Genomic DNA, 22,247 nt, shown 5'->3' with positions numbered 1-22,247 from the left:
CAGGTCAGTTGACGGGCACCCCGTAGTACCGCCCCAACACATGCGCCCGGAGCTCATCGAATTCGCCGGCCAGGATCGATGCCCGGATCTGATCGACCAGCCGGATCACGAACCGCTCGTTGTGGATCGTGCACAGCGTCGCCGACAACATCTCCTTGGCCTTGAACAGGTGCCGGATGTAGGCGCGGGAGTAGTTGGCGCAGGTGTAGCAATCGCATTCGGCATCGATCGGGGTGAAATCCCGCTTGTACCGCGCCCCGGTGATGTTGAAGCGGCCGGTCGCCGAGTAGACCGCCGCATTGCGAGCCACCCGCGACGGCGACACACAGTCGAAGGTGTCCGCGCCGGCGGCCACGGCGTCGAACAGGTCATCGGGCTCACTGATACCGAGCAGATGCCGGGGCTTGTCCGCAGGCAGTTCACTGCTGACCCAGCCGACGATGGTGGCCAGATTCTGCTTCTCCAGCGCGCCACCGATGCCGTAGCCGTCGAAACTCAGTCCCTCGGCGGCCCCGGCCTCCTGCCCGATCGAGGCCAGCCCGCTCGCGGCCTGCCGGCGCAGATCCTCGTACTGCGCGCCCTGCACCACCCCGAACAACGCCTGCCGCGGCCGCTCCGGAGACAAAGCCTGCAGCCGGTGATGCTCGGCCAGGCACCGCACCGCCCACTCATGGGTGCGCTGCACCGAGCTTTCCTGGTAGGCGCGGGTGTTGACGAGCGTGGTGAGCTCGTCGAACGCGAAGATGATGTCGGCGCCGAGCTTGTTCTGGATGCCGATCGAGATTTCCGGGGTGAACCGGTGTTTCGACCCGTCCAGATGCGAGCGGAACGTGACCCCGTCGTCGTCGACGTGAGCCAACCGTTCTTTGCCCTTGGCGATGATGTCGTCGGCCTGCAGCCGCTCGGTGTCCATCGCCAGGACCTTCTTGAACCCGACACCCAGCGACATCACCTGGAAGCCGCCGCTGTCGGTGAAGGTCGGTCCGGGCCAGTTCATGAACGCCCCGAGCCCGCCGGCCTCGGCCACCACATCCGGGCCCGGTTGCAGGTAGAGGTGGTAGGCGTTGGCCAGGATCGCTTGGGCACCAAGCTGTTTCATGGTCTCTGGCAGCACCGATTTCACGGTGGCCGCGGTCCCGACCGCGATGAACGCCGGAGTCTGGATATCGCCGTGCGGCGTATGGATGGTCCCGACCCGACCGAGTCGGCCGGGCAACTCGGCCTCCACGGCGAAATACGGCTGGTCCACACCTGGTATTCAACCGGATGCGCGTCCGATTTCCGTCACAGGGGCGGACGCGGCCATACTGCGGACGTGAATTTGGTCATGCGCCGCCCCATTGTCATTGCCACCGGATTTGCTGTGTGTCTGGCTGCAGTCGCCGGATGCTCGTCGCAGGAATCGGGTTCATCTGGGAAGTCCGGCCAGGGCCGGGTGACCTTCGGTCCCAACGACGCCGGTCCCGTGACCAGCGTCAGCTGTGAGACCAAGGACGGGCTGACCACGATCGGCGTCAAGGGCAAGATGCCGGCCTCCGTGGCGCTGACCGACGGAGAGGCACCCGTGGTGCAGTCGGTGAACATCGGCGACGTCAACGGCGAGGGGGCTTCGCTGACCTACCTGTCCGGCCTTTCGGGCGCACCGGTCGTGGCCGCCCGCGACGGCAAGGCCTACACGATCACCGGCACCGGCATGGGTATCGACCCCAACCAGCCGGGCGAACCGGTGGACATGCCGTTCGACATCGCGGTCACCTGCCCCTGAGGAAGGTCACGATCGCCTCGGCAAGTTCCTCACCGGCGTCCTCCTGCAGGAAATGACCCGCGTTCGCGATCGTCGGATGATCGATACCCTGGGCGCCCCGCATGTCCCGCTGGAAGATGGGCGCCATGGCTCCGGTGATCGGGTCGCCGTCGCTGAACGCCACCAGCATCGGGGTTTCGCCGGCCGTCAACGCTTTCCAAGCTGACCGGTTGGGGGCCGCGGCCGGGTCGTCGGGTGCGGTGGGAACAAGACCGGGCATTGCGCGCGGACCCGCGCAAAAGGTGTCGTCGGGGAACGGCGCGTCGTACGCCGCCCGGACCTCGTCGCTGACCGGGCGGCGGCACCCGGCCTCCACGAATCTGCCGACATCGATGGTCGGCAGATTCTGGATGGCCTTGCGGAACTGCCACCAGATCTCCGGCATTGGGATGTCGCCGCTGGGCAGCCCCGTGTTGGCGACGACGATGTTGGCGAACCGGTCGGGATTCTCGGCCGCCAGCCGCAACCCGATCAGGCCACCCCAGTCCTGACCGACCAGGGTCACCCGCCGCAAGTCCAAGACATCGCAGACCAGGGCCCGCATCCACTCGACGTGCCGGGCATAGGTGTGATCCTCGATGCGCGTGGGTTTGTCCGATCGGCCGAAGCCGACCAGGTCAGGACAAACGACGCGATGGCCCGCCGCGGCCAGGATCGGGATCATGCGCCGGTAGAGAAACGCCCAGGATGGTTCCCCGTGCAACAACAACACCGGGTCGGCCTCCGGCGGACCGGCCTGCACCCACGCCACCCGCAATCGGCCGCCCTCGGTGTCATCGATCTCGGAATAGGCTGGGACATAAGCAAACTCGGGAAGGTTAGCGAACCGGTCGTCTGGAGTACGCAACGTCTGCATGACGCTGAACTTACGACCGCCTCGCGCCCGCGGGGAACGATTCTTCCAATCGCATGCCCATGACCTGCATCAACCCCAATACTTCTGCCTGACAGTCCGCCAATGAAGACGGGCTGCACAACCGTGAGGAGAGCAGTGGTGAAGCGTGAGTTCCTGGTTGCCGTCGGCGGCGCCGCGATCGTCATCGCCGGCCTGTCCGGCTGTTCGTCGAGCGACAAGAAAGACACCTCCAGCGACACGAAGGCCACCGCCTCGGCGTCGGCAACGGCTTCGGTCGAGGCAGGCGACGCCAAGGCGACCACCGGTGCGGGCACCGCCAGGGTAAGCATCGACGGCAAGGACCACCAGATCGAGGGCACCGTCGTGTGCGCCACGGTCGCAGGCAATGTCACCCTGACCGTCGGGCAGGGCATGTCCGGCGTCAGCGCCACGCTCGGCGAGGGCGACCAACCGTCGGTGACCGCCGTGGCACTCGGCAATATCGACGGCGTCAGCCTCGGCTACACGCCCGGAGTGCCCGGCGGGAGCGCCGAAGCCACCAAGGATGGCAACAAGTACACGATCAAGGGTGAGGCCACGGGTGTGGACGGAATGAACCCGGTGACCAAGCCTTTCGAGCTGGAAGTCTCCTGCCCGTAGCAATCCACTCACTTTTAGCAAACATCTGGCATAGTGTGGGCCCGGACTGATCCGGGCCCACGCTCTGTTCTCAGTCGTTTTCACTTCGGACGATCTGAGGAGCACCGTGGCCGATCACCGTAAGCGCGCGCGTTCATCGGCTGCCGTGGTGGCCGGTGCCACCGCAGGCCTGGCCGCGGTGCTCACCTTCGGACATGTCGCCGATGCGCTGGCGGCCACCCTGCCGGGAGGCAATGCGGTGGTCGGTGTCGGCGGGGCGAAGAACCCGAACAGCGACCGGATCCCGAACAAGTTCCAGCGCAACTACGTGCCGTACGGCGGTGAGTTCGTCGGTACCGACCCGGGCCAGTTCTACGGCGTCAACTACCCGGCCTCGTTGCCGATCGATCAGAGCGTTGCCGAGGGGCGCCAGCCGCTGATCGACACGGTCGACGAAGCGCGCGCCGCGGCCGGTCCCGACGGGACCGTCTACATCGTCAGTTACTCCGAGGGGACCATCGTCGCCGAGAAGTACAAGCGCGAACTCGATGCCCAAAACAACCCTGACACCGGCACGTTGAAGTTCGTGTACATCGCGGCGCCCACGGTTCCCAACGGCGGAATCTATGCCCGCTTCCCGAATATGGGACCGCTCGGGCTCCTCGGATTCACCAGCACCGGCGCAGCCGAACAGTCGCCGTATGACGAAACCTTCATCACCATCGAGTACGACCCCGTCGGTGACTTCCCGGCCTACGCCAACCCACTGGCACTGGCCAATGCGGCGGCCGGGTTCTTCTACCTGCACGGCGACCCGACGCCGGATGCCACCGACCTCAACGATCCCGACGCCGTCATCGTGAAGACCGTCAGGACGCCGGGTGGCGGGACAGACACCTACATCCTGGTCAAGACCGAGCACCTGCCCTTGCTGCAGCCGATCCGCGACGTGTCGACGGCGCTGAACACCACGGCATTCACCGAGCCGGTGCTCGGCGCGATCGAGCCCACCCTCAAGCTCGCCGTCGACATGGGCTACACAGATCGCGACTACTCCGATCCCGCCACGCCGACCCGGTTCTCGTTGATCACGCCGCCGAAACCGATTGCCGAGACCCTGAATCAGCTGCCCGCTGCGCTGCAGCAGGGTGCGGACAACTTCAAGGGCGGATCGCCTTCTACTACATTGCCCTCGACGACATCACCTTCGACGGCTCCGGCTCCCACCGTCCGTGTCGCGGCAAAGGAAGCTCCCAAGGCCGTCGAGACGAATGCCGACACCGAGACCCCGAAGAAGCCGATCAAGCGGGCACCCGCACAGCGACGCGACGAGGTGCGAAACACGATGTCGGATGTGGCGAAGAACGTCAGGGACTCATTCAAGCCCAAGCCCAAGTCCGAGCCCAAGCACCGGGCCAAGCCGCAACGGGCGTCCGACACGGACAAGGCTGCCTAGAGCCCGGGATGTCATGCTGGGAACATGACTCGACGGCACCGCCCCGCCTTCGTCTGGTTCCTCTTGATCGGCCTGTTTCTTCCCGTCGTGGGATGCTCGTCGTCCCCGGACCCGGCTGACCGATTCGCCGCCTTCGCCGATGCCCTGCAACGCAAGGACGCCCACGGCGCGGCCGCGCAGACCAACGACCCCGCAGCTGCCGAGCCGGCAATCACCTCGATGTTCAACGGCATGGGCGATGCCGCCTCGGTCAAGGTCAGTGCCGAACCCGATGAGCAGACCGGCGCCACCCTGAAGTATCACTGGTCCTGGGGTGAAGGCCACGACTTCGGCTACGACACCGCCGGCACCGCCGCCAAGGCCGGTGACGACTGGCTGATCACCTGGGCCCCGACGCTGTTGCACCGAGATCTGCGGGACGGCTTGCGCTTTCAGTACAGCACCGACAGTGACCTGCAGACCCCGGTGCTCGACCGGACCGGCCAGCCGTTGATGACCTGGCAGACCGTGGGCGTCGTCTCGCTGGACCGCGCCCACGTCGATTCCGCCGCGCCGCTCGCCGCGCTGTTGAACCGCTTCGACCCCACCACGACCGCGGAATCCATCGGCGCGCAGTTCACGTCGAACACCGACGATCGCGTGACGGTGATGAAACTGCGCGAAGACGACCTCGCCCAGGTACGCGACCAACTGGCCCAGATTCCGGGAGTCGCGGTGGCCGAGCAGGGTGAGTTGCTGACTGCTGACCGCCAACTGTCTTCGCCGGCCATCGGCGGGCTCACCGAGCTGTGGCACGACCGGATCACCAAAGCCGCCGGATGGTCGGTCTATCTGGTCGACGGGGACGGCGCACCCGCGCAGCGCCTCACCGCGCAACCGCCCGCACCGACCGACCCGATGCGCACCACCATGGACCTCCGGCTGCAACTGCTCGCCCAACAGTCCGTCGACCAGGAGACGCGTCCCGCGGTGCTGGTCGCGCTGTCGGGCAAGACGGGTGGGATTCTGGCTGCCGCACAGAACACGGCCGCGGATCCCCAAGGCGCCATTGCCTTTTCCGGGCTCTACCCACCGGGGTCGACGTTCAAGACCATCACCACCGCAGCCGCGCTGGAAGCCAACCTGGCCACCCCGGACAGCCCGGTAGCCTGCCCGGGTCAGTTGACGATCGAGAACCGCACCATCCCCAACGACGACGACTTCGACCTGGGGATAGTGCCTTTGGCGTCGGCGTTCTCCCATTCGTGCAACACCAGCATGGCGGCACTGTCGGACAAGCTGCCCGCCGATGCGCTCACCAAGACGGCGCGCGCGTTCGGTATCGGGGTGGACTTCACCATTCCGGGGCTCACCACGGTCACCGGCCGGGTTCCCAACGCCGACACGGCCGCCCAGCGGGTGGAGAACGGTATCGGCCAGGGCACCGTAACCGTCAGCCCGTTCGGTCTCGCCGTCGCCGAGGCCAGCCTGGCGCACGGCTCGACGGTCCTGCCCAGCCTGGTCGACGGTGAGAAGGTGACCGTCGATACCCCCTCCGAAACGCTGCCTGCCGGCGTCACCGCGGCGCTGCGGGACATGATGCGCAAGACCGTCACCGAGGGCACCGCCAGCCAGTTGAGCGATATCCCGGATCTCGGCGGCAAGACCGGTACGGCGGAATTCGGCGACAACACACACTCACACGGGTGGTTCGCCGGGATCGCCGGCGACATCGCGTTCGCGACCCTGGTGGTGGGCGGCGACTCCTCGACGCCCGCGGTCAAGATCTCGGGAGACTTCCTGCGGTCCGCCGGCTGAACAATGCCTTTGGGTCAGGCGCCCGACGCAACCTCCAGCGCCTTGAGCGAGTCCTCCAGATGGCTGAGCATCCGCTGCAGGTGCGGCACACTGCGGCGGCAACCGACCAGACCGAAATCCAGGTTGTCGGCATTGTTGGCCAAGGTGATGTTCATCGCCTGACCGTCCAGCGCGATCGACAGTGGATAGTTGCCGTCGAGCCGAGCACCCTTCCAGTACAACGGATGTCGCGGCCCGGGCACGTTGGAGATGACCAGGTTGAACGGCGGTGCCGTGGCCCTGACGAACCCGGGAACCGCAGCCAGGCCGAGCGGGGCGATCATCATCGCCGACAGCGCCAGCGCCTGGACCCGCGGCAGTTCGGAGAACACCTTCTTGTTGCCCCGCATCGAATCCCCGATGACATTCAGCCGCTCGGCGGGGTCGTCCACATCGGTACCCAGATTGCAGAGGACCGTGCCGACCATATTGCCGCCCGCGTCGGCCTCGTGTTCGGCACGCAGGCTCACCGGCACCATCGCGATCAACGGTTGGTCCGGCAGTGCGTCCTGCTCCAACAGGTAGGCGCGCAGCGCTCCGGCGCACACCGCGAGCACCACATCGTTGACTGTGAACCCGGCCGCCCGCGAGATCCGCTGGAACCGCTCCAGCGGCCAGGACTGCGCCGCCACCCGGCGGGCTCCGCCGATCTTGACGTTGAACATGGTCTTGGGAGCCGCGAAAGGCAGGGTGAGCTGCTGTTCGAGCAGCGCCGACCGGGCCAGCTTGACCGTCGACGGCGCCAGCCCGGCGACCGAGCCGACGGTATCGGTGACGGTCCGCAGCACCGACGAACTCTGGTGTTCCCGCTTGCGGCGCGGCAGCGACCACGGCACCCGCACCTCGGTGTCATCGGGATCCTCCGACAGGGTGCGCATCAGGAGCTTCAGTGCCGACACCCCGTCGATCAACGAATGGTGCATCTTCGTGTACACCGCGAACCGGCCGTCGGCGAGCCCCTCGATCAGGTGCGCCTCCCACAGCGGACGGTGCCGGTCGAGCAGGCCGCCGTGCAGACGGGAGGTCAACTCCAGCAGATCCCGAACGCGGCCCGGGGTCGGCAGCGCCGACCGGCGCAGGTGGTAGTCCATGTCGACGTCGTTGTCGTAGGTCCAGCCGACGTTCGCGATGCCGCCGAGGATGGTGGCCGGGTGTTTGCGGAACACCGGCTGAATGTCGGTCTGGGCCACCATCTCCTCGTGCAGTTCGCGCACGAAGTCGATGCCCGCGCCCGCCGGAGGTTCGTAGAGTGCGAGGCCACCGACATGAAACGGGTGCTCCCGCGTCTCAGCGATCAGGAACATCGAATCGGTCGGCGACATCAGATCCATGGACACATTCAACGCCGTTGCGGCGGGCTCTGACGAAGACCCGGCGAAACAGGCGAAACAAGTAGCCGACTACTCATGCACCGGCCGCGGCGAACGCCCAAGATCTAGACATGCTGAGCCCGACAGCAGCACGCACCGCGCTGGCGGTGATCCGGATCCTCAATGGCGCGACCGCCCTTGTGGCGCCCGAAAGACTTCTCACCCGCCTCGGCGTCGACACCGCACGCGATCGTTCGGCCGGCTATCCGTTCCGGATGTTCGGCATCCGGACCGTGCTGATCGGGCTGGATCTACTCGTCCTGCGGGGCAGCGAACTTCGTCGGGCCGAGAACCTCGCGATCCTGATCCACGCCACCGACACCCTGTCGGCCGCCGTCACCACAGCGCGCGGCGATCTGCCGCGCCGCCACGGCGTGACGGCCACTGTCATCTCCGCCATCAACACCGCTCTCGCCGTCATCGCGTGGAAAGGATCCCGTCATGCCATCGCTTCTCACGAGGTTGTTCCTCAAGACCACTGAGGTGGTCGACCGGCGGATCGGCTGGGACAAACTTCCGCCGATACTGGGCATCTCGGTGCTGGTCGGGATCCGCGACGCGTTGCGGGAACACAACTTGTACGACACCTATCAGGGCCGGCCACCGGAGGCGCCGACCGTGGAACCGACCGACTACCTGACCGTCCGGACGGCCAACGGTTCCTACAACGACCTCTCGGCGCCCTCGATGGGCATGGCCAACACCCGATTCGGGCGCAACGTCCCGCCGGCCGAGGGCCATGCCGAAACGATGCCTGAGCTGATGGACCCCAATCCCCGGCTGATCAGCACCAAACTGTTGCAGCGCCGCGAATTCCGGCCGGCCACCACACTCAACGTGCTCGCTGCGGCGTGGCTGCAGTTCGAGACCCGCGACTGGTTCAGCCACGGCACCGACCCCAATCGGATGCTCGAGATTCCCCGCCCCGACGGTGACACCGAATGGCCCGAGGCCACCATCAAGGTCCCCGCCACGGCCGTCGACCCCACGGCCGCGCCGGGCGGTTCGACCTTTGTCAACACCGAAACCCACTGGTGGGATGCCTCCCAGATTTACGGCAGCAACCAGGATTTCCAGAAGGCCATCCGCAGCGGCAAGGGTGGCAAGGTGCGCATCGACGCCGACGGGTTCATCGACATCGACCCGGCCCTCATCGGCACTTCCGGTGGCGCGGACGGCTGGTGGCTGGGCATGGAGCTGATGGGCACGATATTCATGCGTGAGCACAACGCCATCTGCGACCGGCTCAAGGCGGCATACCCGAGCTGGGACGACGACCAACTGTTCAACAAGGCACGGCTGATCAACGCCGCGCTGATCGCCAAGATCCACACCATCGAATGGACCCCGGCGATACTCGGGCATCCGACCCTGCAGATCGGGATGCGGGCCAACTGGTTCGGCCTGGCCGGTGAGCGGGTCAAGGAGTTGTTCGGCCGGATCGGGTCCAGCGATGTGGTCAGCGGAATCCCCGGCTCGACCACCGACCACCACACCGCCCCGTATTCGATCACCGAGGACTTCGTCACCGTCTACCGGATGCACCCCCTGGTGCCCGACGACTACGAATTCCTCAGCCTCACAACCGGAGTCGAGCCGCGCACACTTACCTTCGGTGAGATCCACGGCGGCGCGAACTCCCGCGGTGTCCTCAAGAGCATGGGTGTGGCCGAGTGCCTGTACTCCCTGGGTGCCGCCCATCCCGGCGCGGTCACCCTGCACAACAGCCCGAACTTCATGCGGAACTTCCAGCGCACCGACGAGCACACGCTCGACATGATCGCCACCGACATCCTGCGCTCCCGGGAGCGAGGAGTCCCGCGCTACAACGACTTCCGCCGTGCGTTACGACTGAACCCGGTGACCAGTTTCGACCAGATCAGCGGCGGCGACGCTGCCACCGCCGCCGTGATGGCCGAGATCTACGGCGGCGACATCGAGAAGGTGGACACCACCGTCGGCATGTTCGGCGAGAAACTGCCCGAGGGATTCGGCTTCAGCGACACCGCATTCCGGATCTTCGTGTTGATGGCCACCCGTCGCCTCAAGAGCGACCGGTTCTACACCGTGGACTTCACACCGCGCGTCTACACCCCCGAGGGCATCGACTGGATCGACCACAACGACATGACCTCGGTGTTGCTGCGGCACTACCCCGAACTCGAGCCGCCACTACGCGGGCAGCGCAACGCCTTCGCACCGTGGGCGCGGATATAGGCGCTGTGCCGTGACCGGTTTCCTCAACGGCATCCCCCGCGTCGATCTGAAAGCGCGGCCGTTGTGGAAACGCGAGCTGTCCTGGGCGGTCGGGGGCAAGTTGTTCACCACCGAGCGAGCCGCGAAATTCTGGCGGCGACGGATCGCGCCGCTGGAAGGTCCGGTGATGAAGGCGACCGGCGGACGGGTCCGCATCAGCGTGGGCATACCGGTGCTCATGCTGACCTCGACCGGCGCACGCAGCGGCAAGCAGTACGAGACCCCGCTGGCCTACTTCACCGACGGCGACGACGTGGTGCTGATCGCGTCCAACTACGGGCGTGACCGTCACCCGAGCTGGTATCACAACCTGCTCGCGCACCCGGACTGCGAGCTGCACATCGGGCCGAACGGCGGGCGCTTCGTCGCACGTGAGGTCGCCGGCACCGACCGCGACCGGCTCTACGCCCTGGCCGCCGACCGGCTGAACAAGGGCTGGAACACCTACGAGCGACGCACCGACGGGATCCGCACCATCCCGGTGCTTCGGCTTTCGCCGCTCCGGGGCTAAGGGCTGCGCCGGTAGATCTCCGAGGCGATGGCGATGGCCGTGTCGTTGCACTGCTCATCGGTGAGCGGCAGGTCACCCATCATTGCCACGCTCCAGGAGATGGTCAATAGCGCCTGGCGGGCGTGATACACCGCGACCGGATCGTGGTCGGGAGCAGTCATGGCGTCGGAGACGGTGCGGAACTGGTAGCGCAGGTCGGCGCCGACCCCGAGCCGATTGAACGCCGCGTAGTTCTCGTGCATGAACCGCGTCATGGCCCGGCCGGTGCCGTGCAGCACCGTGCCGTACCGTCGCAGGACCTCGAGTCCGGTGTCCCGCCCGTCCGGCTGATCAGCAACCCAGCTCAGGATATCGTCGATGCCGTTGCGCAGATCATCGGCGAGGCTGACAACGATGTCTTCTTTGGCTGGGAAGTGGTAGTAGACAGCAGCTTTCGTGATCCCGAGACTTTCGGCGATCTGACGGATCGAAGTGTGGTCGTAGCCGTGGGCCGAGAACAGCTCAAGGGCCACTGCGCGGATCTTGTCTCGGGTGTCGGTCCGTCGACCTGCCATCCAGACCCTCCCATTACTTGACGCCCGGTAAGGGATGAGCTTAGCGTGGCCGCATCCATTACTTACCGGCCGTCAAGTAATGAATACTTCGCATCGAGGGGGGAATCCATGCACGGTTCACAGCTGCCCACAACACTGACCGGCCCGCCACTCACGGCCGTCGGGGTCGCGGTGATCCGGGCCCGAGAATTCGAACGGGATGACTGCCTCTACGCCGATCCGTACGCCGCCCGGTTCGTCGCGGCAGCACAGAGGGCATATCTCGCCCCGGGCGCGCCCGCAGGCGCCGCCGAAACCTGGGCAACAGTGCTGCGGTTGGCCGACGTGATGTACGAATCCCGCACAATCGGTGTCCGCCTCGTCGACGACGCACTAACCGAAGCCGCGGCGGCCGGGCGCACCCAGATCGTGCTGATCGGCGCCGGGCTGGACACCCACGCGTTCCGGCTGACCTGGCCCGGACCCGTGCGCCTGTTCGAGGTCGACCTGCCCGAACTCTTCGCCTTCAAGGAACCGATCCTGCGCGACGCCGTCGCGACCTGCGAACGTCACGTCATCGAGGCGGACCTGTCCGACGGCGACTGGGCGGAATCCCTGGTGGCCAACGGGTTTGATCCCGCCATCCCGACACATTGGGTCGACCATGCACTGATGACACTGCCGAGGGCCGCAGCTCGCGCCGGGGTCGAGTCGATCACGCGGCTGTCCGCGCCCGGCAGTCAGTACGGATTCCCGACCATGGGTAGCCAGAGCTTCAACACCACACTGAAGTCGGTCGACGGCGCCGCGGACCTGTATCGCGGCATGTCCAATGTCGACCGGGGCCTCGGTGACGACGCCCGGCAATGGATCGAAACCCTGGGATGGTCAACGTCGTTCAACAGTTTCGCGGAACTTGCGGCGCGCTATCCCCGCGCTGTCGGTTCGGATTCCGGCAGCGGGACTGTCACCGCCACGCGGTTGGCTGCTCGGTCGACATAAAAAAATCCCGCTACCTGTGAGAACAGGTGCGGGATTTATGGCGGTGGCGGAGGGATTTGAACCCTCGGACGGGGGTTACCCGTCACACGCTTTCGAGGCGTGCTCCTTAGGCCGCTCGGACACGCCACCGTGTGGCAGCTTACCGGGCGAGTGCCGCAAGCCCTAATCGCTTACCGCTGGGCCGCGAAGAACTCCTCCAGCAGGGCCGCGCACTCGTCGGCCAGCACCCCGCCGACCACCTCGGGACGGTGGTTGAGCCGGCGATCGCGGACCACATCCCACAGCGAGCCGACCGCCCCGGTCTTGGGTTCCCACGCGCCGAACACCACCCGCGCCACCCGGGCCAGCACCAACGCGCCCGCACACATCGTGCACGGCTCGACCGTCACGGCCAGCGTCGCACCTTCCAGCCGCCACCCGTCGCCGAGCACCCGGGCGGCCTCGCGCATCGCCACGATCTCGGCATGCCCGGCCGGGTCGCCGGTGGCCTCACGGACGTTCGCCGCGCGCGCCAACTCGCTGCCGTCGGCGGCGAACACCACCGCACCGATCGGCACGTCGCGCGGACCGGCCGTCCGGGCAGCCCCCAGCGCCGCACGGATCAGGGATTCGTCTGAGGCACTCACCGACCGAGCCGGTCGAGCACCGCCGACAGTTCGTCGGCGAAGCCCATCTCGCGGGCGATCCGCCCGATCTGTTCGTCGGCGTACAGGTCGGTCTCCGACAGGATCACCCCGAGCACGTCCTCGTGCAGACCGATATCGGACAGCACCGCGAGGTCGCCCTCTTCGAAGGGATCCGCGTCTTCGAGATCCTCTTCTTCCAGGTCAGCGTCCAAATTCTCCAGCGCCTCGGCGGCGATGTCGTAGTCCAGTGCCGCGGTGGCATCCGACAGCAGCAACCGGGTACCCGCCGGCGCCGGCCGCACGATCACGAAAAATTCGTCGTCCACATCGAGCAGCCCGAAGACCGCCCCGGCGCTGCGCAGCTCGCGAAGCTCGGTCTCGGCCGCGGTCAAACTCTTCAACGACGACGACCGCATTGGGGCGCACCGCCACTTGCCGTCCTCCCGGACAACGGCCACCCCGAAACCATCGGGCAGGTCTGCCGGTGCACGCTGCGCCTCCATGCCCGCCTACGGTAGTCGCCGACCAGCAATTTTGACAGGGATCACCCTCGGCCCCGGCCGGGTCGGTATGCCAACCTTGATGCGTGACGAACACACCCGTGTGCGTGTTGGGCCTCGGTCTGATCGGTGGCTCGCTGATGCGTGCCGCCGCCGGGGCCGGCCGCGAGGTCTTCGGCTACAACCGGTCCCTGGAGTCCGTCGCGGCCGCCAAGTTCGACGGGTTCGACGCCACGGCGGACCTCGACGAGGCGCTGCGCCGGGCCGCCGACTGCAACGCGCTGATCGTGGTGGCGGTGCCAATGCCGGCCCTGCCGCAGATGCTCGACCGCATCCGCAGCACTGCACCCCAGTGCCCGTTGACCGACGTGACCAGTGTCAAGGGCGCGGTGCTCGCCGAGGTGGAGCGAGCCGGCCTCCTGCAGAACTTCGTCGGCGGGCATCCGATGGCCGGAACCGCGCACTCCGGCTGGTCGGCCGGGGACGCCGCCCTGTTCACCGGCGCCGCGTGGGTGGTCAGCGTGGACGACCACGTCGACGCCCGCATCTGGTCCCAGGTGGCCCAACTGGCGCTGGACTGCCATGCCGTCGTGGTACCGGCCCGCTCCGACGAGCACGACGCGGCTGCCGCCACGATCTCGCACCTCCCGCACCTGTTCGCCGAAACCCTGGCCGTGATCGCCGGCGAGGTGCCGCTGGCCTTCGCCCTGGCCGCCGGATCGTTCCGCGACGGCACCCGGGTGGCGGCCACGGCACCGGACCTGGTGCGGGCCATGTGTGAGGCCAACGCCGACCAGCTGCTGCCCGCGCTGGAACACGGCATCGAACTGCTGACCCGCGCCAAGGAGACCCTGGCGGCCACGGGTTCGGTGGCCGATCTGGTCGAGACCGGGCATGCCGCGCGGATGCGTTACGACAGCTTCAGCCGCCCCGAGATCATCACCACGGTGGTCGGGACCGACAACTGGCGGGCCGAGCTGGCTGCCGCCGGACGGGCCGGCGGGGTGATCAGATCCGCTCTGCCAGTCCTGGGTAATCAAGGATGAAGCCGTCGGGATCCACCGTGATGGTGGTGTCGGCGACGGGCGAGTGCAGTTTCACCGCGGCTCCGGGTCCCGGGCTGCTGTAACTGATGTTCGCGGTCTCCACGGACAGGTCCGGCAGCCGCACGTAGACCACCGGCAACGTCACCGACTCGGCGCGTTGGTGCAGACCCGTCCGCCGGATCGGCAGCGCGTTGAAGAACGGGCTGAACACGAGGTCCACGTCGAGCGCACCGCCGAAGTCCGAGCGCTTGGTCTGGGTGTGATCCTGCACCAGCCACATGTTCTCCTCATCGCGGGCGATGGAGAGCTGGCGTTCCCGCTCGGCCAGCGTGACGGTGAGAGACAACCGCTTGGTGGCGCCGGTCTCGTCGGTGACCAGGTCGTATGAGGCCGAGAAGGCCGGGTGGGATTCGGTGGAAGCCGCCACGATCCGGCCGTAGGCCTTGATCCTGTTGCCCGACAGCTGAACCCGAGCGGATTCCATCCGGGGTTCGTCGTGCGCCCGCCAGGTCAACACTGCTGGCCAGGCACGATCCTTCTCGTCGCTCACCCGTCTACCGTATGCGACGACGCGCGGCCTTCGTAGCCGAGTCCGGAACTCCCAGCCGGACGTGACTCGAGGGCCACCTCGTCGCCGAGCAACGGCTGCGGAATCCGTCGCCGACCTCCCAAACGGCCACTACCGGGCACCGAGAGCCACACCGCGAACGCCAGCGCGGCATCGAGAATCAGGGCCAACGCCGTCACCATGAGCGCACCCACCAGCGCGATGTGAAACTGCCGCACCTTGATGCCGTCGATCAGATACCGGCCCAACCCGCCGAGACTCGCATAGGCCGCCACCGTCGCGGTCGCCACGATCTGCAGTGTCGCGGTTCGCAGACCGCCCACGATCAACGGCAGCGCGTTGGGCACCTCGACCCCGAACAGCACCCGTCGCTCCGTCATGCCCATCGACCTGGCGGCGTCCACCACGGCGGGATCGACGTTCGCGATGCCGGCGTAGGTGCCGGCCAGCAACGGAGGGATGCCCAGCAGCATCAGGGCAACCGTCGGTGGCACCAACCCGAGCCCCCACAACAACACCCCGAGCAGCAGCACGCCGAGCGTGGGCAGGGCGCGCAGCGCGTTGACCCCGGTGACGACCAGGAAGGTGCCGCGCCCGGTGTGCCCGATGACCAGTCCGACCGGGATCGCGATGAGCGCCGAGGCCGCCACCGCGACGACGGTGTACTGCAGGTGTTCGACGATGCGCGCGCTCAGACCGGCCGGCCCGGCCCAGTTGGCAGCGGTGAAGATGAAGTCGAGTGCCTGCTGGAGGAAGTTCATGCGGCCGCCTTGACGCGCGTGGCCCGCGAGGTTCGAGGCGTGCGATTCCACGGCGTGATCGCCTTGCCGGCCAACATGATCAGGGTGTCGATGACGACGGCCAGCACGAAGATCGCGATGATCCCGGCGATGATCTGGTCACTCTTGTTGGACTGATAGCCCTCGGTGAACCACGTGCCGAGGCCGCCGATGCCGATCACCGAACCCACCGACACCATCGAGATGTTGGTGACGGCCACCACCCGCAGTCCGGCGATGAGCACCGGGATGGCCAGCGGAAGTTCCACCTTGAGCATCCGCACCCACGGCCGGTAACCGATCGCCGTTGCCGCGTCACGCACCTGCTCGTCCACCGCATCGAGCGCCTCCGGCACCGCCCGCACCAACAGGGCCGTGGTGTAAAGCGTCAGCGCCACAATGACATTGGCCTCGTCCAGGATGCGGGTCGGGATGACCAGCGGCAGCACCACGAACAACGCCAGCGACGGAATGGTGAAGATGATGCTCGCGGTCAGGGTGGTCAGCCTCCGCAGCGCCGTGGTGCGTTGCACCGCCGCACCCAACGGCACGGCGATCAGCAGCCCGAGCACGATCGGCACCAGCGACAACCGCAGGTGCACGATGGTCAACACCCACAGGTCGTCGAGATGGTTCAGCAGATACCGCACGGCTACCCCAACTCCGGGACGCGGCGCTGCTCCTTGAGCGCGTCGAGCACGTCGTCGGCACGCACACCCCCGACGAGCCTGCCGTCCTCGTCGACCGCCACACCGAGACCGCTCGGCGACGACAGCGCGGAGTCCAGCGCCTGCCGCAGGGTGCCGTCGGGCGGAAAGAACGACCCGCCGCCTATGGTGCTGTCGTAGAGCTCATTGCCCTTGCGATGCACCTCGACACCGTCAGCGTTGATCCACGCGAACGGCTTGCCTGATTTGATGACCAGCCGCCACTGGCCTGGGCTCAGGTCGAGCGCGTCGATATCGTCCTCGTCGACGTGTTCGATCTGGTGCAGTGGCAACCCACTGGTGTGGAAGAACTGCAGCCCGCGGTAACCGCGGTCGGCACCGACGAAGGCCGATACGAGTTCGTTGGCCGGGTTCGACAGGACGAAGGCGGGATCGGCGTATTGCAGTAGCGCCCCGCCGCGGCCGAACACCGCCACCTTGTCCCCGAGCTTGACCGCCTCGTCGATGTCGTGCGTGACGAACACGATCGTCTTGCGCAATTCGCTTTGCAATCGCAGGATTTCGGCCTGCAGATCCTCACGGACCACCGGGTCGACCGCACTGAACGGCTCGTCCATCAACAGAATCGGCGGATCGGCGGCCAACGCGCGGGCCACCCCGACCCGCTGCTGCTGCCCGCCCGACAGTTGCGCCGGATATCGATCGGCGAGTTTCGGGTCGAGCCCCACCCGTTCCATCACGCCGATCGCGGCCTTGCGCGCCTTGCGCCGGGATTCGCCTCGCAACACGGGCACGGTCGCGACGTTGTCGACCACCCGCAGATGCGGCATCAGGCCGGCGCTCTGGATGACGTAGCCGATGCCGAGGCGCAGCTTGACCGGATCGACCGTGCTGATGTCGTCCCCGTTGACGGTGATGCTGCCCGAGGTGGGGTCGATCATCCGGTTGATCATCCGCATCGAGGTGGTCTTACCGCAGCCCGACGGGCCGACGAACACCGTCAGCGTGCCTTGCGGCACTTCGAGATTGAGGTTGTCGACGGCGACGGTGCCGTCCGGGTACTGCTTGGTGACGTTGGTAAAGGAGATCACCGCGTCCCTCTGCTCTTCGCGCAGGCGCTCATCGCGTCACCCGCCGATCGAATCCGTTGTCCCTGATCCACTTTCCGGCCGCCTCGTCCGGGTCGACGCCGGCATTGCCCTCGACTGCGGTGTTCAGCTCGATCAGGGCCTCGGTGGTGAGCTTGGCCGACACCGCGTCGAGCACGGTCTTGAGCTCATTCGACATCTTCTGCGAGGCCACCAGCGGAACGACATTGGCGGCCAGGAAGACGTTCTCGGGGTCTCCCAGAGGCACCAGGTGGTGCTGCTCGATCGCCGGTGAGGTGCTGAAGATGTTGGCGGCCGTGACGGCACCGCTGTTGAGGGCTTGAACGGTGGCCGGACCACCACCATCACTGATCGCGACGAAATTGACGGGCGCGATGTCCAGCCCATACCGGGACTTCAGGCCGACCAGCCCGGTCTGACGGGTCTGAAACTCCGATGGTGCACCGACTTTCACCTCGGCCGAATGTGCAGCGAGATCGGCGACGGTCTTGAGGTTCCAGCGCTGGGCGGTCTCGGCGGTGACCGCGAGGGTGTCCTTGTCCTCAGCCGGTGAGGGATACAGGATCGACAGGTCTCCCGGCAAGGCCTTGAACAGCGCGATCAGCACTTCGTCCGGCGTGGTGGCAGTGGCCTCCGCGTCGAAGTACTGCAGGAGATTCCCGGTGTACTCGGGGATCAGATCGATCGAGTGGTCCTGCACCGCAGGCACATACGTCTCACGGCTACCGATACCGAACTGCCGGCGGATCTGAAAGTCATTGGCCTCCAGAGCCTGGGCATAGATCTCGGCGATGATCTTGGACTCCGGGAAGTCGGCCGACCCGACGGTGATCGACTTCAGGTCACCCGAGATCGGCCCGCCGCCCAACGGATTGGCACTGCCACAACCAGACATCAAGAAGGCAAGCAGTATCGCCAGAGTCGCCAGGGTTTTGCGGTGCATCCGCGTCCTTTCGGCGGTTCAGCCTTTCTCCAGACCCTAACGGCACACCCGACATGCCGCCGCGCTTTACCTCAGGGTGTTTGCTTTGACGCCGCGACGGGCAAAGATGTCAGTATGACCAGCGATCCGTCTGCATCGCCCGATCTGCCTGAGCCGACGCCGAATGTGCCGGTGACACCGACTCCTGACCCAGGCAAGGTCCCCGATGCCGGCAAGCCCCCCGCCAAGTCAGGTAAGGCCGCCGAGCCCAAACTGACCCGCGCCGGGGCGCTGTGGTCAGCATTGATCCTGGGTTTCCTGGTGCTCATCGTGCTGCTGATCTTCATCGCGCAGAACACCGAGCCGGTCCCGATGACGTTCCTGGCCTGGCACTGGTCGTTGCCGACAGGCGTGGCCATTCTGGGCGCCGCGGTGGCCGGCGGATTGCTGACCGTCGCCGCCGGATCGGCGCGAATCTTCCAGTTGCGCCGCACGGCCAAGAAGAACTTCAAGGCCGCCCAGCGCAGCTGACGCGTCAGCCGATGGCGCGTAGGCCCGAGGCGATCGCCGGGGCCACCGCCTCGCCGACACTCGAACCGCCGGGCGCCTCGGAGCCTTGGCGCGCACGGAAGTCGATCCCCGCGGCGATGATCGCTGCCTTGAAGTACGCAAGCGCCATGTAGAAGTCCCAGTGCGCCAGGTCCTGGCCGGACTGCACCGAGTAACGGTTGGCCAACTCGTCGGCCGACGGCATCTGCGGTGAGCTCCACGCCGCTTCCATGCTCAGGATCAGGTTGAACATCGGGTCGCGGTACACGCACATCAGCGCGGCGTCGCTCAGCGGGTCGCCCAGCGTGGAGAGCTCCCAGTCGAGCACCGCGAGGACCTTCGTCGGATCCTGTGCGTCCAGGATCGTGTTGTCGATGCGATAGTCACCGTGCACGATCGAGTTGCGGCTCTGGGCCGGAACCGAATCCGCCAGGGCCTGATGCAGGCGCTTGACGTCGTCGTCGCGGGGGTCGTCGGGCAGCCGGACCAGGTCCCACTGCGAACCCCAGCGGCGTACCTGACGTTCCAGGTAGCCCGCGGGCTTGCCGAAATCGCCGAGGCCGACGGCCTCGGGGTCCACCGCGTGCAGGTCGGCCAGTACCCGGATCAGGGCGTCGACGCTGTCGCTGATCACGGTCTCGTCGCCCAGTTCGGCAAGCTCGGATGCGCTGCGGACCACCCGGCCGTCCACGTTCTCGACCATCTGGAACGGTGCACCCAACACGGAGTCGTCGTTGCTCATCGTCACTGCCCGGGCGACCGGGACCGCGGTGCCCGCCAGCCCCGCCACCACCTTGTACTCGCGGGCCATGTCATGCGCGGACGGGGTCAGACCGTGCAGCGGCGGTCGGCGCAGCACCCAGGCGGACTCGTCGTCGCACACCCGGAACGTCAGGTTGGAACGGCCACCGGCGATCAGCTCGGCGCGGAGCTCACCGCTGCGGGCGATGCCCTCCGAGCGCAGATGCCGGTCCAGGGCGGTGAGGTCGAGACCCTCCAGATTTGTCACCGTCACTGTTTACCACCGGACATTTCGAGGCAGCAGGTCCCATACGTGTTCGGTCCCGTTGACCGAGGCGACGGCCAGCTTGCCCGAGCGCGATGACAGCAGCCGGGTGACCGAGGCGTAGTCGACGTGGAAGGACAGCAGTCGCTGGGTCTGCAGGATCTGGTGTAGCAGCACGTTGATCACCCCACCGTGGCTGAACACCGCGACGGTGCCGTCATGGTCACCGACCTCCACCAGGTCCTCGACGGCGGCGGCGATTCTGGCCATGAACGCGTTCTCGTCCACGCTGCTGGGCAGGTGACCGTTCACCAACCGCGCCAGTTCTTCGGGGTTCTCCTTGGCGATCTCCTCGATCGGCACGTAGTGCGACATGTCGCGGTCGTACTCGGCGAGCCGCTCGTCGACCTCGACCTGCAGGCCCAGCTCCTTGGCGACCGGTCCCGCGGTCTGGATCGCGCGCCGCTGCGGGCTGCTGACGAGCCGGCTGACGGGGAAGCGGGCCAGGGCGGCGGGCAGCCGCTGTGCCTGGGCGAGACCTTCTTCGGACAGGTCGGGATCGGACCCTTGACCGGGCTCGCTGCGCAGCGGTAAAGCATGTCGGACGAGAAGCAGTTGCACCGTGTCACCATAGGGCCGCGGTGTAAGCCGGCCGGAGAGGGTCATCACATGGGATATGCCGACGGGTTGTTCGACCTCACCGACCGGGTCGTCCTGGTCACCGGCGGCAGCCGCGGACTGGGCCGCGAGATCGCGATGGGAGCCGCGCGGTGCGGCGCCGACGTGGTGATCGCCAGCCGCAACCTCGACTCCTGCGTGGCCGCGGCCGAGGAGATCGCCGCCGCCACCGGTCGTGCCGCTCTGCCCTATCAGGTGCACGTGGGCCGGTGGGATCAGCTCGACGGTCTGGTGGACGCGGTGTACGAGCGGTTCGGCAAGGTCGACGTGTTGGTCAACAACGCCGGCATGTCACCGCTGTACGAGTCGCTGGGCTCGGTGAGCGAGAAACTCTTCGACTCGGTGTTCAACCTGAATCTCAAAGGGCCGTTCCGGCTTTCGGCCCTGCTCGGTGAGCGCATGGTTGCCGACGGCGGCGGCGCGATCATCAACGTCAGCTCATCCGGATCGCTACGGCCCGACCAGTACATGCTCCCCTACGCCGCAGCCAAGGCCGGGCTCAATGCCTTGACCGAAGGGCTGGCCAAGGCGTTCGGGCCGACCGTGCGGGTCAACACCCTGATGGCCGGGCCGTTCCTCACCGATGTCAGCAAGGCCTGGGACATGGCCGGCGAGCCGTTCGCCCACCTCGCCCTGCAACGGGCCGGCAACCCTCCCGAGATCGTCGGGGCTGCACTGTTTCTGATGTCGGATGCGTCCAGCTTCACCACCGGCTCGATCCTGCGGGTGGACGGCGGCCTGCCCTGAGCCGGGCGCGGTAATGTAGCGCGGGTAGCAAACTTGTCATGACACCCTGACCGGAAGGTGATGCAGATGGCGGGGCCCGTTTCGCGCCACGAGCACGTCGCCTCCGAGCTACGTCAGCGCATCAGGCGTCGCGACTACGCCATCGGAGCACCACTTCCCACCGAGAGCGCGCTGTGCGCGGAGTTCGACGTGTCGCGCGGCCCGGTGCGCCAGGCTCTGGCGACGTTGAAGAACGAGGGCCTGATCCGGGTCTCCCGCGGCAAGCCGGCGGTGGTCCGCAGTCATGACGCCACCCAGACGCTGGACACGTTCACCCCGTTTACCCAGTGGGCCGAGCGTGCCGGGCGCGTCGCCGGCAACCGCACGATCGAGGTGGCGCGCCGTCGCGCCTCTGAAACCGCCATCGAGGCATTGGGTTTGACCGCCGATGACTTCGTGGTCGAGGTGTTGCGCGTGCGCCTGCTCGACGGTGAACCGGCGATGATCGAGCGCAGCACGTTCATCGAATCGGTGGGTTCGCTGCTGTTCGAGTTCGATACCGACTCCGGCTCGATGACCGACTACCTGGCCAGCCGCGACGTGTACTTCGACTCGATGGAACATGTCCTCGACGCGGTGGCGGCCGGACCGGACGATGCCGCGAATCTCGGTATCGCGCCGGGCAGCCCACTGCTGCGCGAGCGCCGGGTCTCGCGGGATCAGCACGGCGTGGTGTTCGAGTGCGCCGACGACCGCTACCGGCCCGACGTGGTCACGTTCAGCATCGTCAACGCGCGCACCAAATTCTCCTCCGCCGAGCAGACGTGA

General features: G+C 66.8%; 25 protein-coding genes and 1 tRNA gene. 12 read left to right on the top strand and 14 right to left on the bottom strand.

Annotated elements, in window-relative coordinates; all coding sequences use genetic code 11:
• Nucleotides 1-4: 4 nt before the first annotated feature.
• Nucleotides 5-1,249, bottom strand: coding sequence for a tRNA guanosine(34) transglycosylase Tgt (gene tgt, locus AC4LGL_RS18870; RefSeq protein WP_491840115.1), 1,245 nt, complete (start codon nucleotides 1,247-1,249; stop codon nucleotides 5-7).
• Nucleotides 1,250-1,315: 66 nt separating this feature from the next.
• On the opposite strand from tgt, the gene AC4LGL_RS18865 reads away from it, so the two are divergent.
• Nucleotides 1,316-1,765: a lipoprotein LpqH gene (locus tag AC4LGL_RS18865; protein ID WP_491840114.1), complete on the top strand. Its 450-nt coding sequence runs from the start codon at nucleotides 1,316-1,318 to the stop codon at nucleotides 1,763-1,765.
• Here AC4LGL_RS18865 and AC4LGL_RS18860 read toward each other — a convergent pair.
• A complete protein-coding gene (locus AC4LGL_RS18860; RefSeq protein WP_491840113.1) occupies nucleotides 1,752-2,660 on the bottom strand; it encodes a haloalkane dehalogenase in 909 nt (302 codons plus the stop codon). The genes AC4LGL_RS18865 and AC4LGL_RS18860 overlap by 14 nt on opposite strands.
• A 138-nt stretch (nucleotides 2,661-2,798) precedes the next feature.
• Between AC4LGL_RS18860 and AC4LGL_RS18855 the strand changes: the two genes are divergently transcribed.
• The 3 genes from AC4LGL_RS18855 (at nucleotide 2,799) to AC4LGL_RS18845 (ending at nucleotide 6,531) form a co-directional block, all read left to right on the top strand.
• Nucleotides 2,799-3,299, top strand: a complete 501-nt coding sequence (locus AC4LGL_RS18855) for a lipoprotein LpqH (RefSeq protein WP_491840112.1) — start codon at nucleotides 2,799-2,801, stop codon at nucleotides 3,297-3,299.
• Between the two features lie 106 nt (nucleotides 3,300-3,405).
• Nucleotides 3,406-4,734, top strand: coding sequence for a PE-PPE domain-containing protein (locus AC4LGL_RS18850; protein WP_491840111.1), 1,329 nt, complete (start codon nucleotides 3,406-3,408; stop codon nucleotides 4,732-4,734).
• A 24-nt stretch (nucleotides 4,735-4,758) separates the two neighbouring features.
• A complete protein-coding gene (locus AC4LGL_RS18845) occupies nucleotides 4,759-6,531 on the top strand; it encodes a penicillin-binding transpeptidase domain-containing protein (protein ID WP_491840110.1) in 1,773 nt (590 codons plus the stop codon).
• 14 nt (nucleotides 6,532-6,545) lie between these two features.
• Here AC4LGL_RS18845 and AC4LGL_RS18840 read toward each other — a convergent pair whose 3' ends face one another.
• On the bottom strand, nucleotides 6,546-7,901 hold the full coding sequence (locus AC4LGL_RS18840; protein WP_491840109.1) for a WS/DGAT/MGAT family O-acyltransferase: 1,356 nt from the start codon (nucleotides 7,899-7,901) through the stop codon (nucleotides 6,546-6,548).
• Between the two features lie 110 nt (nucleotides 7,902-8,011).
• Here AC4LGL_RS18840 and AC4LGL_RS18835 point away from each other — a divergent pair, with 110 nt between their 5' ends.
• From AC4LGL_RS18835 to AC4LGL_RS18825, 3 genes are read left to right on the top strand one after another with little or no spacing between them, the layout of a single operon-like run.
• Nucleotides 8,012-8,422, top strand: coding sequence for a hypothetical protein (locus AC4LGL_RS18835; RefSeq protein ID WP_491840108.1), 411 nt, complete (start codon nucleotides 8,012-8,014; stop codon nucleotides 8,420-8,422).
• A complete protein-coding gene (locus tag AC4LGL_RS18830) occupies nucleotides 8,382-10,157 on the top strand; it encodes a peroxidase family protein (RefSeq protein WP_491840107.1) in 1,776 nt (591 codons plus the stop codon). Before AC4LGL_RS18835 ends, AC4LGL_RS18830 begins: the two co-directional genes overlap by 41 nt.
• A 10-nt stretch (nucleotides 10,158-10,167) precedes the next feature.
• Nucleotides 10,168-10,707 (top strand): nitroreductase family deazaflavin-dependent oxidoreductase, encoded by a 540-nt coding sequence (locus tag AC4LGL_RS18825; protein ID WP_491840106.1) that lies wholly within the window; start codon nucleotides 10,168-10,170, stop codon nucleotides 10,705-10,707.
• Here AC4LGL_RS18825 and AC4LGL_RS18820 read toward each other — a convergent pair.
• A complete protein-coding gene (locus AC4LGL_RS18820) occupies nucleotides 10,704-11,261 on the bottom strand; it encodes a TetR/AcrR family transcriptional regulator (RefSeq protein WP_491840105.1) in 558 nt (185 codons plus the stop codon). The genes AC4LGL_RS18825 and AC4LGL_RS18820 overlap by 4 nt on opposite strands.
• Nucleotides 11,262-11,369: 108 nt before the next feature.
• Between AC4LGL_RS18820 and AC4LGL_RS18815 the strand changes: the two genes are divergently transcribed.
• Nucleotides 11,370-12,242 carry an SAM-dependent methyltransferase gene (locus AC4LGL_RS18815; protein ID WP_491840104.1) on the top strand — a complete coding sequence of 291 codons (873 nt, stop codon included), beginning with the start codon at nucleotides 11,370-11,372 and terminating at the stop codon, nucleotides 12,240-12,242.
• Nucleotides 12,243-12,280: 38 nt separating this feature from the next.
• On the opposite strand, the gene AC4LGL_RS18810 is transcribed toward AC4LGL_RS18815, so the two are convergent.
• The 3 genes from AC4LGL_RS18810 to AC4LGL_RS18800 form a co-directional block, all read right to left on the bottom strand.
• Nucleotides 12,281-12,371, bottom strand: a tRNA-Ser gene (locus AC4LGL_RS18810).
• Nucleotides 12,372-12,412: 41 nt separating this feature from the next.
• Nucleotides 12,413-12,868 carry a nucleoside deaminase gene (locus AC4LGL_RS18805; protein ID WP_418009426.1) on the bottom strand — a complete coding sequence of 152 codons (456 nt, stop codon included), beginning with the start codon at nucleotides 12,866-12,868 and terminating at the stop codon, nucleotides 12,413-12,415.
• Nucleotides 12,865-13,371 carry a tRNA adenosine deaminase-associated protein gene (locus AC4LGL_RS18800; RefSeq protein WP_491840103.1) on the bottom strand — a complete coding sequence of 169 codons (507 nt, stop codon included), beginning with the start codon at nucleotides 13,369-13,371 and terminating at the stop codon, nucleotides 12,865-12,867. Before AC4LGL_RS18800 ends, AC4LGL_RS18805 begins: the two co-directional genes overlap by 4 nt.
• A gap of 98 nt (nucleotides 13,372-13,469) precedes the next feature.
• Between AC4LGL_RS18800 and AC4LGL_RS18795 the strand changes: the two genes are divergently transcribed.
• Complete coding sequence (locus AC4LGL_RS18795) at nucleotides 13,470-14,414, top strand: prephenate dehydrogenase (protein ID WP_491840255.1); 945 nt, start codon at nucleotides 13,470-13,472, stop codon at nucleotides 14,412-14,414.
• On the opposite strand, the gene AC4LGL_RS18790 is transcribed toward AC4LGL_RS18795, so the two are convergent.
• The 5 genes from AC4LGL_RS18790 to AC4LGL_RS18770 are packed head-to-tail and all read right to left on the bottom strand — an operon-like array spanning nucleotide 14,377 to nucleotide 18,481.
• Nucleotides 14,377-14,964, bottom strand: coding sequence for a putative glycolipid-binding domain-containing protein (locus tag AC4LGL_RS18790; RefSeq protein WP_491840102.1), 588 nt, complete (start codon nucleotides 14,962-14,964; stop codon nucleotides 14,377-14,379). The genes AC4LGL_RS18795 and AC4LGL_RS18790 overlap by 38 nt on opposite strands.
• Nucleotides 14,961-15,743 (bottom strand): ABC transporter permease, encoded by a 783-nt coding sequence (locus tag AC4LGL_RS18785; protein ID WP_491840101.1) that lies wholly within the window; start codon nucleotides 15,741-15,743, stop codon nucleotides 14,961-14,963. Before AC4LGL_RS18785 ends, AC4LGL_RS18790 begins: the two co-directional genes overlap by 4 nt.
• The gene (locus AC4LGL_RS18780; protein ID WP_491840100.1) at nucleotides 15,740-16,411 is read right to left on the bottom strand and encodes an ABC transporter permease; all 672 of its coding nucleotides are present in this window, start codon (nucleotides 16,409-16,411) and stop codon (nucleotides 15,740-15,742) included. Before AC4LGL_RS18780 ends, AC4LGL_RS18785 begins: the two co-directional genes overlap by 4 nt.
• A gap of 2 nt (nucleotides 16,412-16,413) precedes the next feature.
• On the bottom strand, nucleotides 16,414-17,520 hold the full coding sequence (locus tag AC4LGL_RS18775) for an ABC transporter ATP-binding protein (protein WP_491840099.1): 1,107 nt from the start codon (nucleotides 17,518-17,520) through the stop codon (nucleotides 16,414-16,416).
• A 28-nt stretch (nucleotides 17,521-17,548) separates the two neighbouring features.
• A complete protein-coding gene (locus AC4LGL_RS18770; RefSeq protein WP_491840098.1) occupies nucleotides 17,549-18,481 on the bottom strand; it encodes an ABC transporter substrate-binding protein in 933 nt (310 codons plus the stop codon).
• Between the two features lie 114 nt (nucleotides 18,482-18,595).
• On the opposite strand from AC4LGL_RS18770, the gene AC4LGL_RS18765 reads away from it, so the two are divergent.
• Nucleotides 18,596-18,991 carry a LapA family protein gene (locus AC4LGL_RS18765; protein WP_055118451.1) on the top strand — a complete coding sequence of 132 codons (396 nt, stop codon included), beginning with the start codon at nucleotides 18,596-18,598 and terminating at the stop codon, nucleotides 18,989-18,991.
• Nucleotides 18,992-18,995: 4 nt separating this feature from the next.
• Here the strand turns inward: AC4LGL_RS18765 and AC4LGL_RS18760 are convergent, their stop codons facing one another.
• On the bottom strand, nucleotides 18,996-20,018 hold the full coding sequence (locus AC4LGL_RS18760; RefSeq protein ID WP_088305307.1) for a phosphotransferase family protein: 1,023 nt from the start codon (nucleotides 20,016-20,018) through the stop codon (nucleotides 18,996-18,998).
• Nucleotides 20,019-20,027: 9 nt separating this feature from the next.
• A complete protein-coding gene (locus AC4LGL_RS18755) occupies nucleotides 20,028-20,636 on the bottom strand; it encodes a histidine phosphatase family protein (RefSeq protein WP_491840097.1) in 609 nt (202 codons plus the stop codon).
• 48 nt (nucleotides 20,637-20,684) lie between these two features.
• Here AC4LGL_RS18755 and AC4LGL_RS18750 point away from each other — a divergent pair, with 48 nt between their 5' ends.
• Nucleotides 20,685-21,440, top strand: coding sequence for an SDR family NAD(P)-dependent oxidoreductase (locus AC4LGL_RS18750; protein WP_491840096.1), 756 nt, complete (start codon nucleotides 20,685-20,687; stop codon nucleotides 21,438-21,440).
• 60 nt (nucleotides 21,441-21,500) lie between these two features.
• A complete protein-coding gene (locus tag AC4LGL_RS18745) occupies nucleotides 21,501-22,247 on the top strand; it encodes a GntR family transcriptional regulator (protein WP_491840254.1) in 747 nt (248 codons plus the stop codon).

This window comes from Mycolicibacterium arcueilense (genome assembly GCF_058536225.1).
The sequence above is the reverse complement of the archived record's forward strand: the minus strand, read 5'-3'. Positions and strand labels throughout refer to the sequence as shown.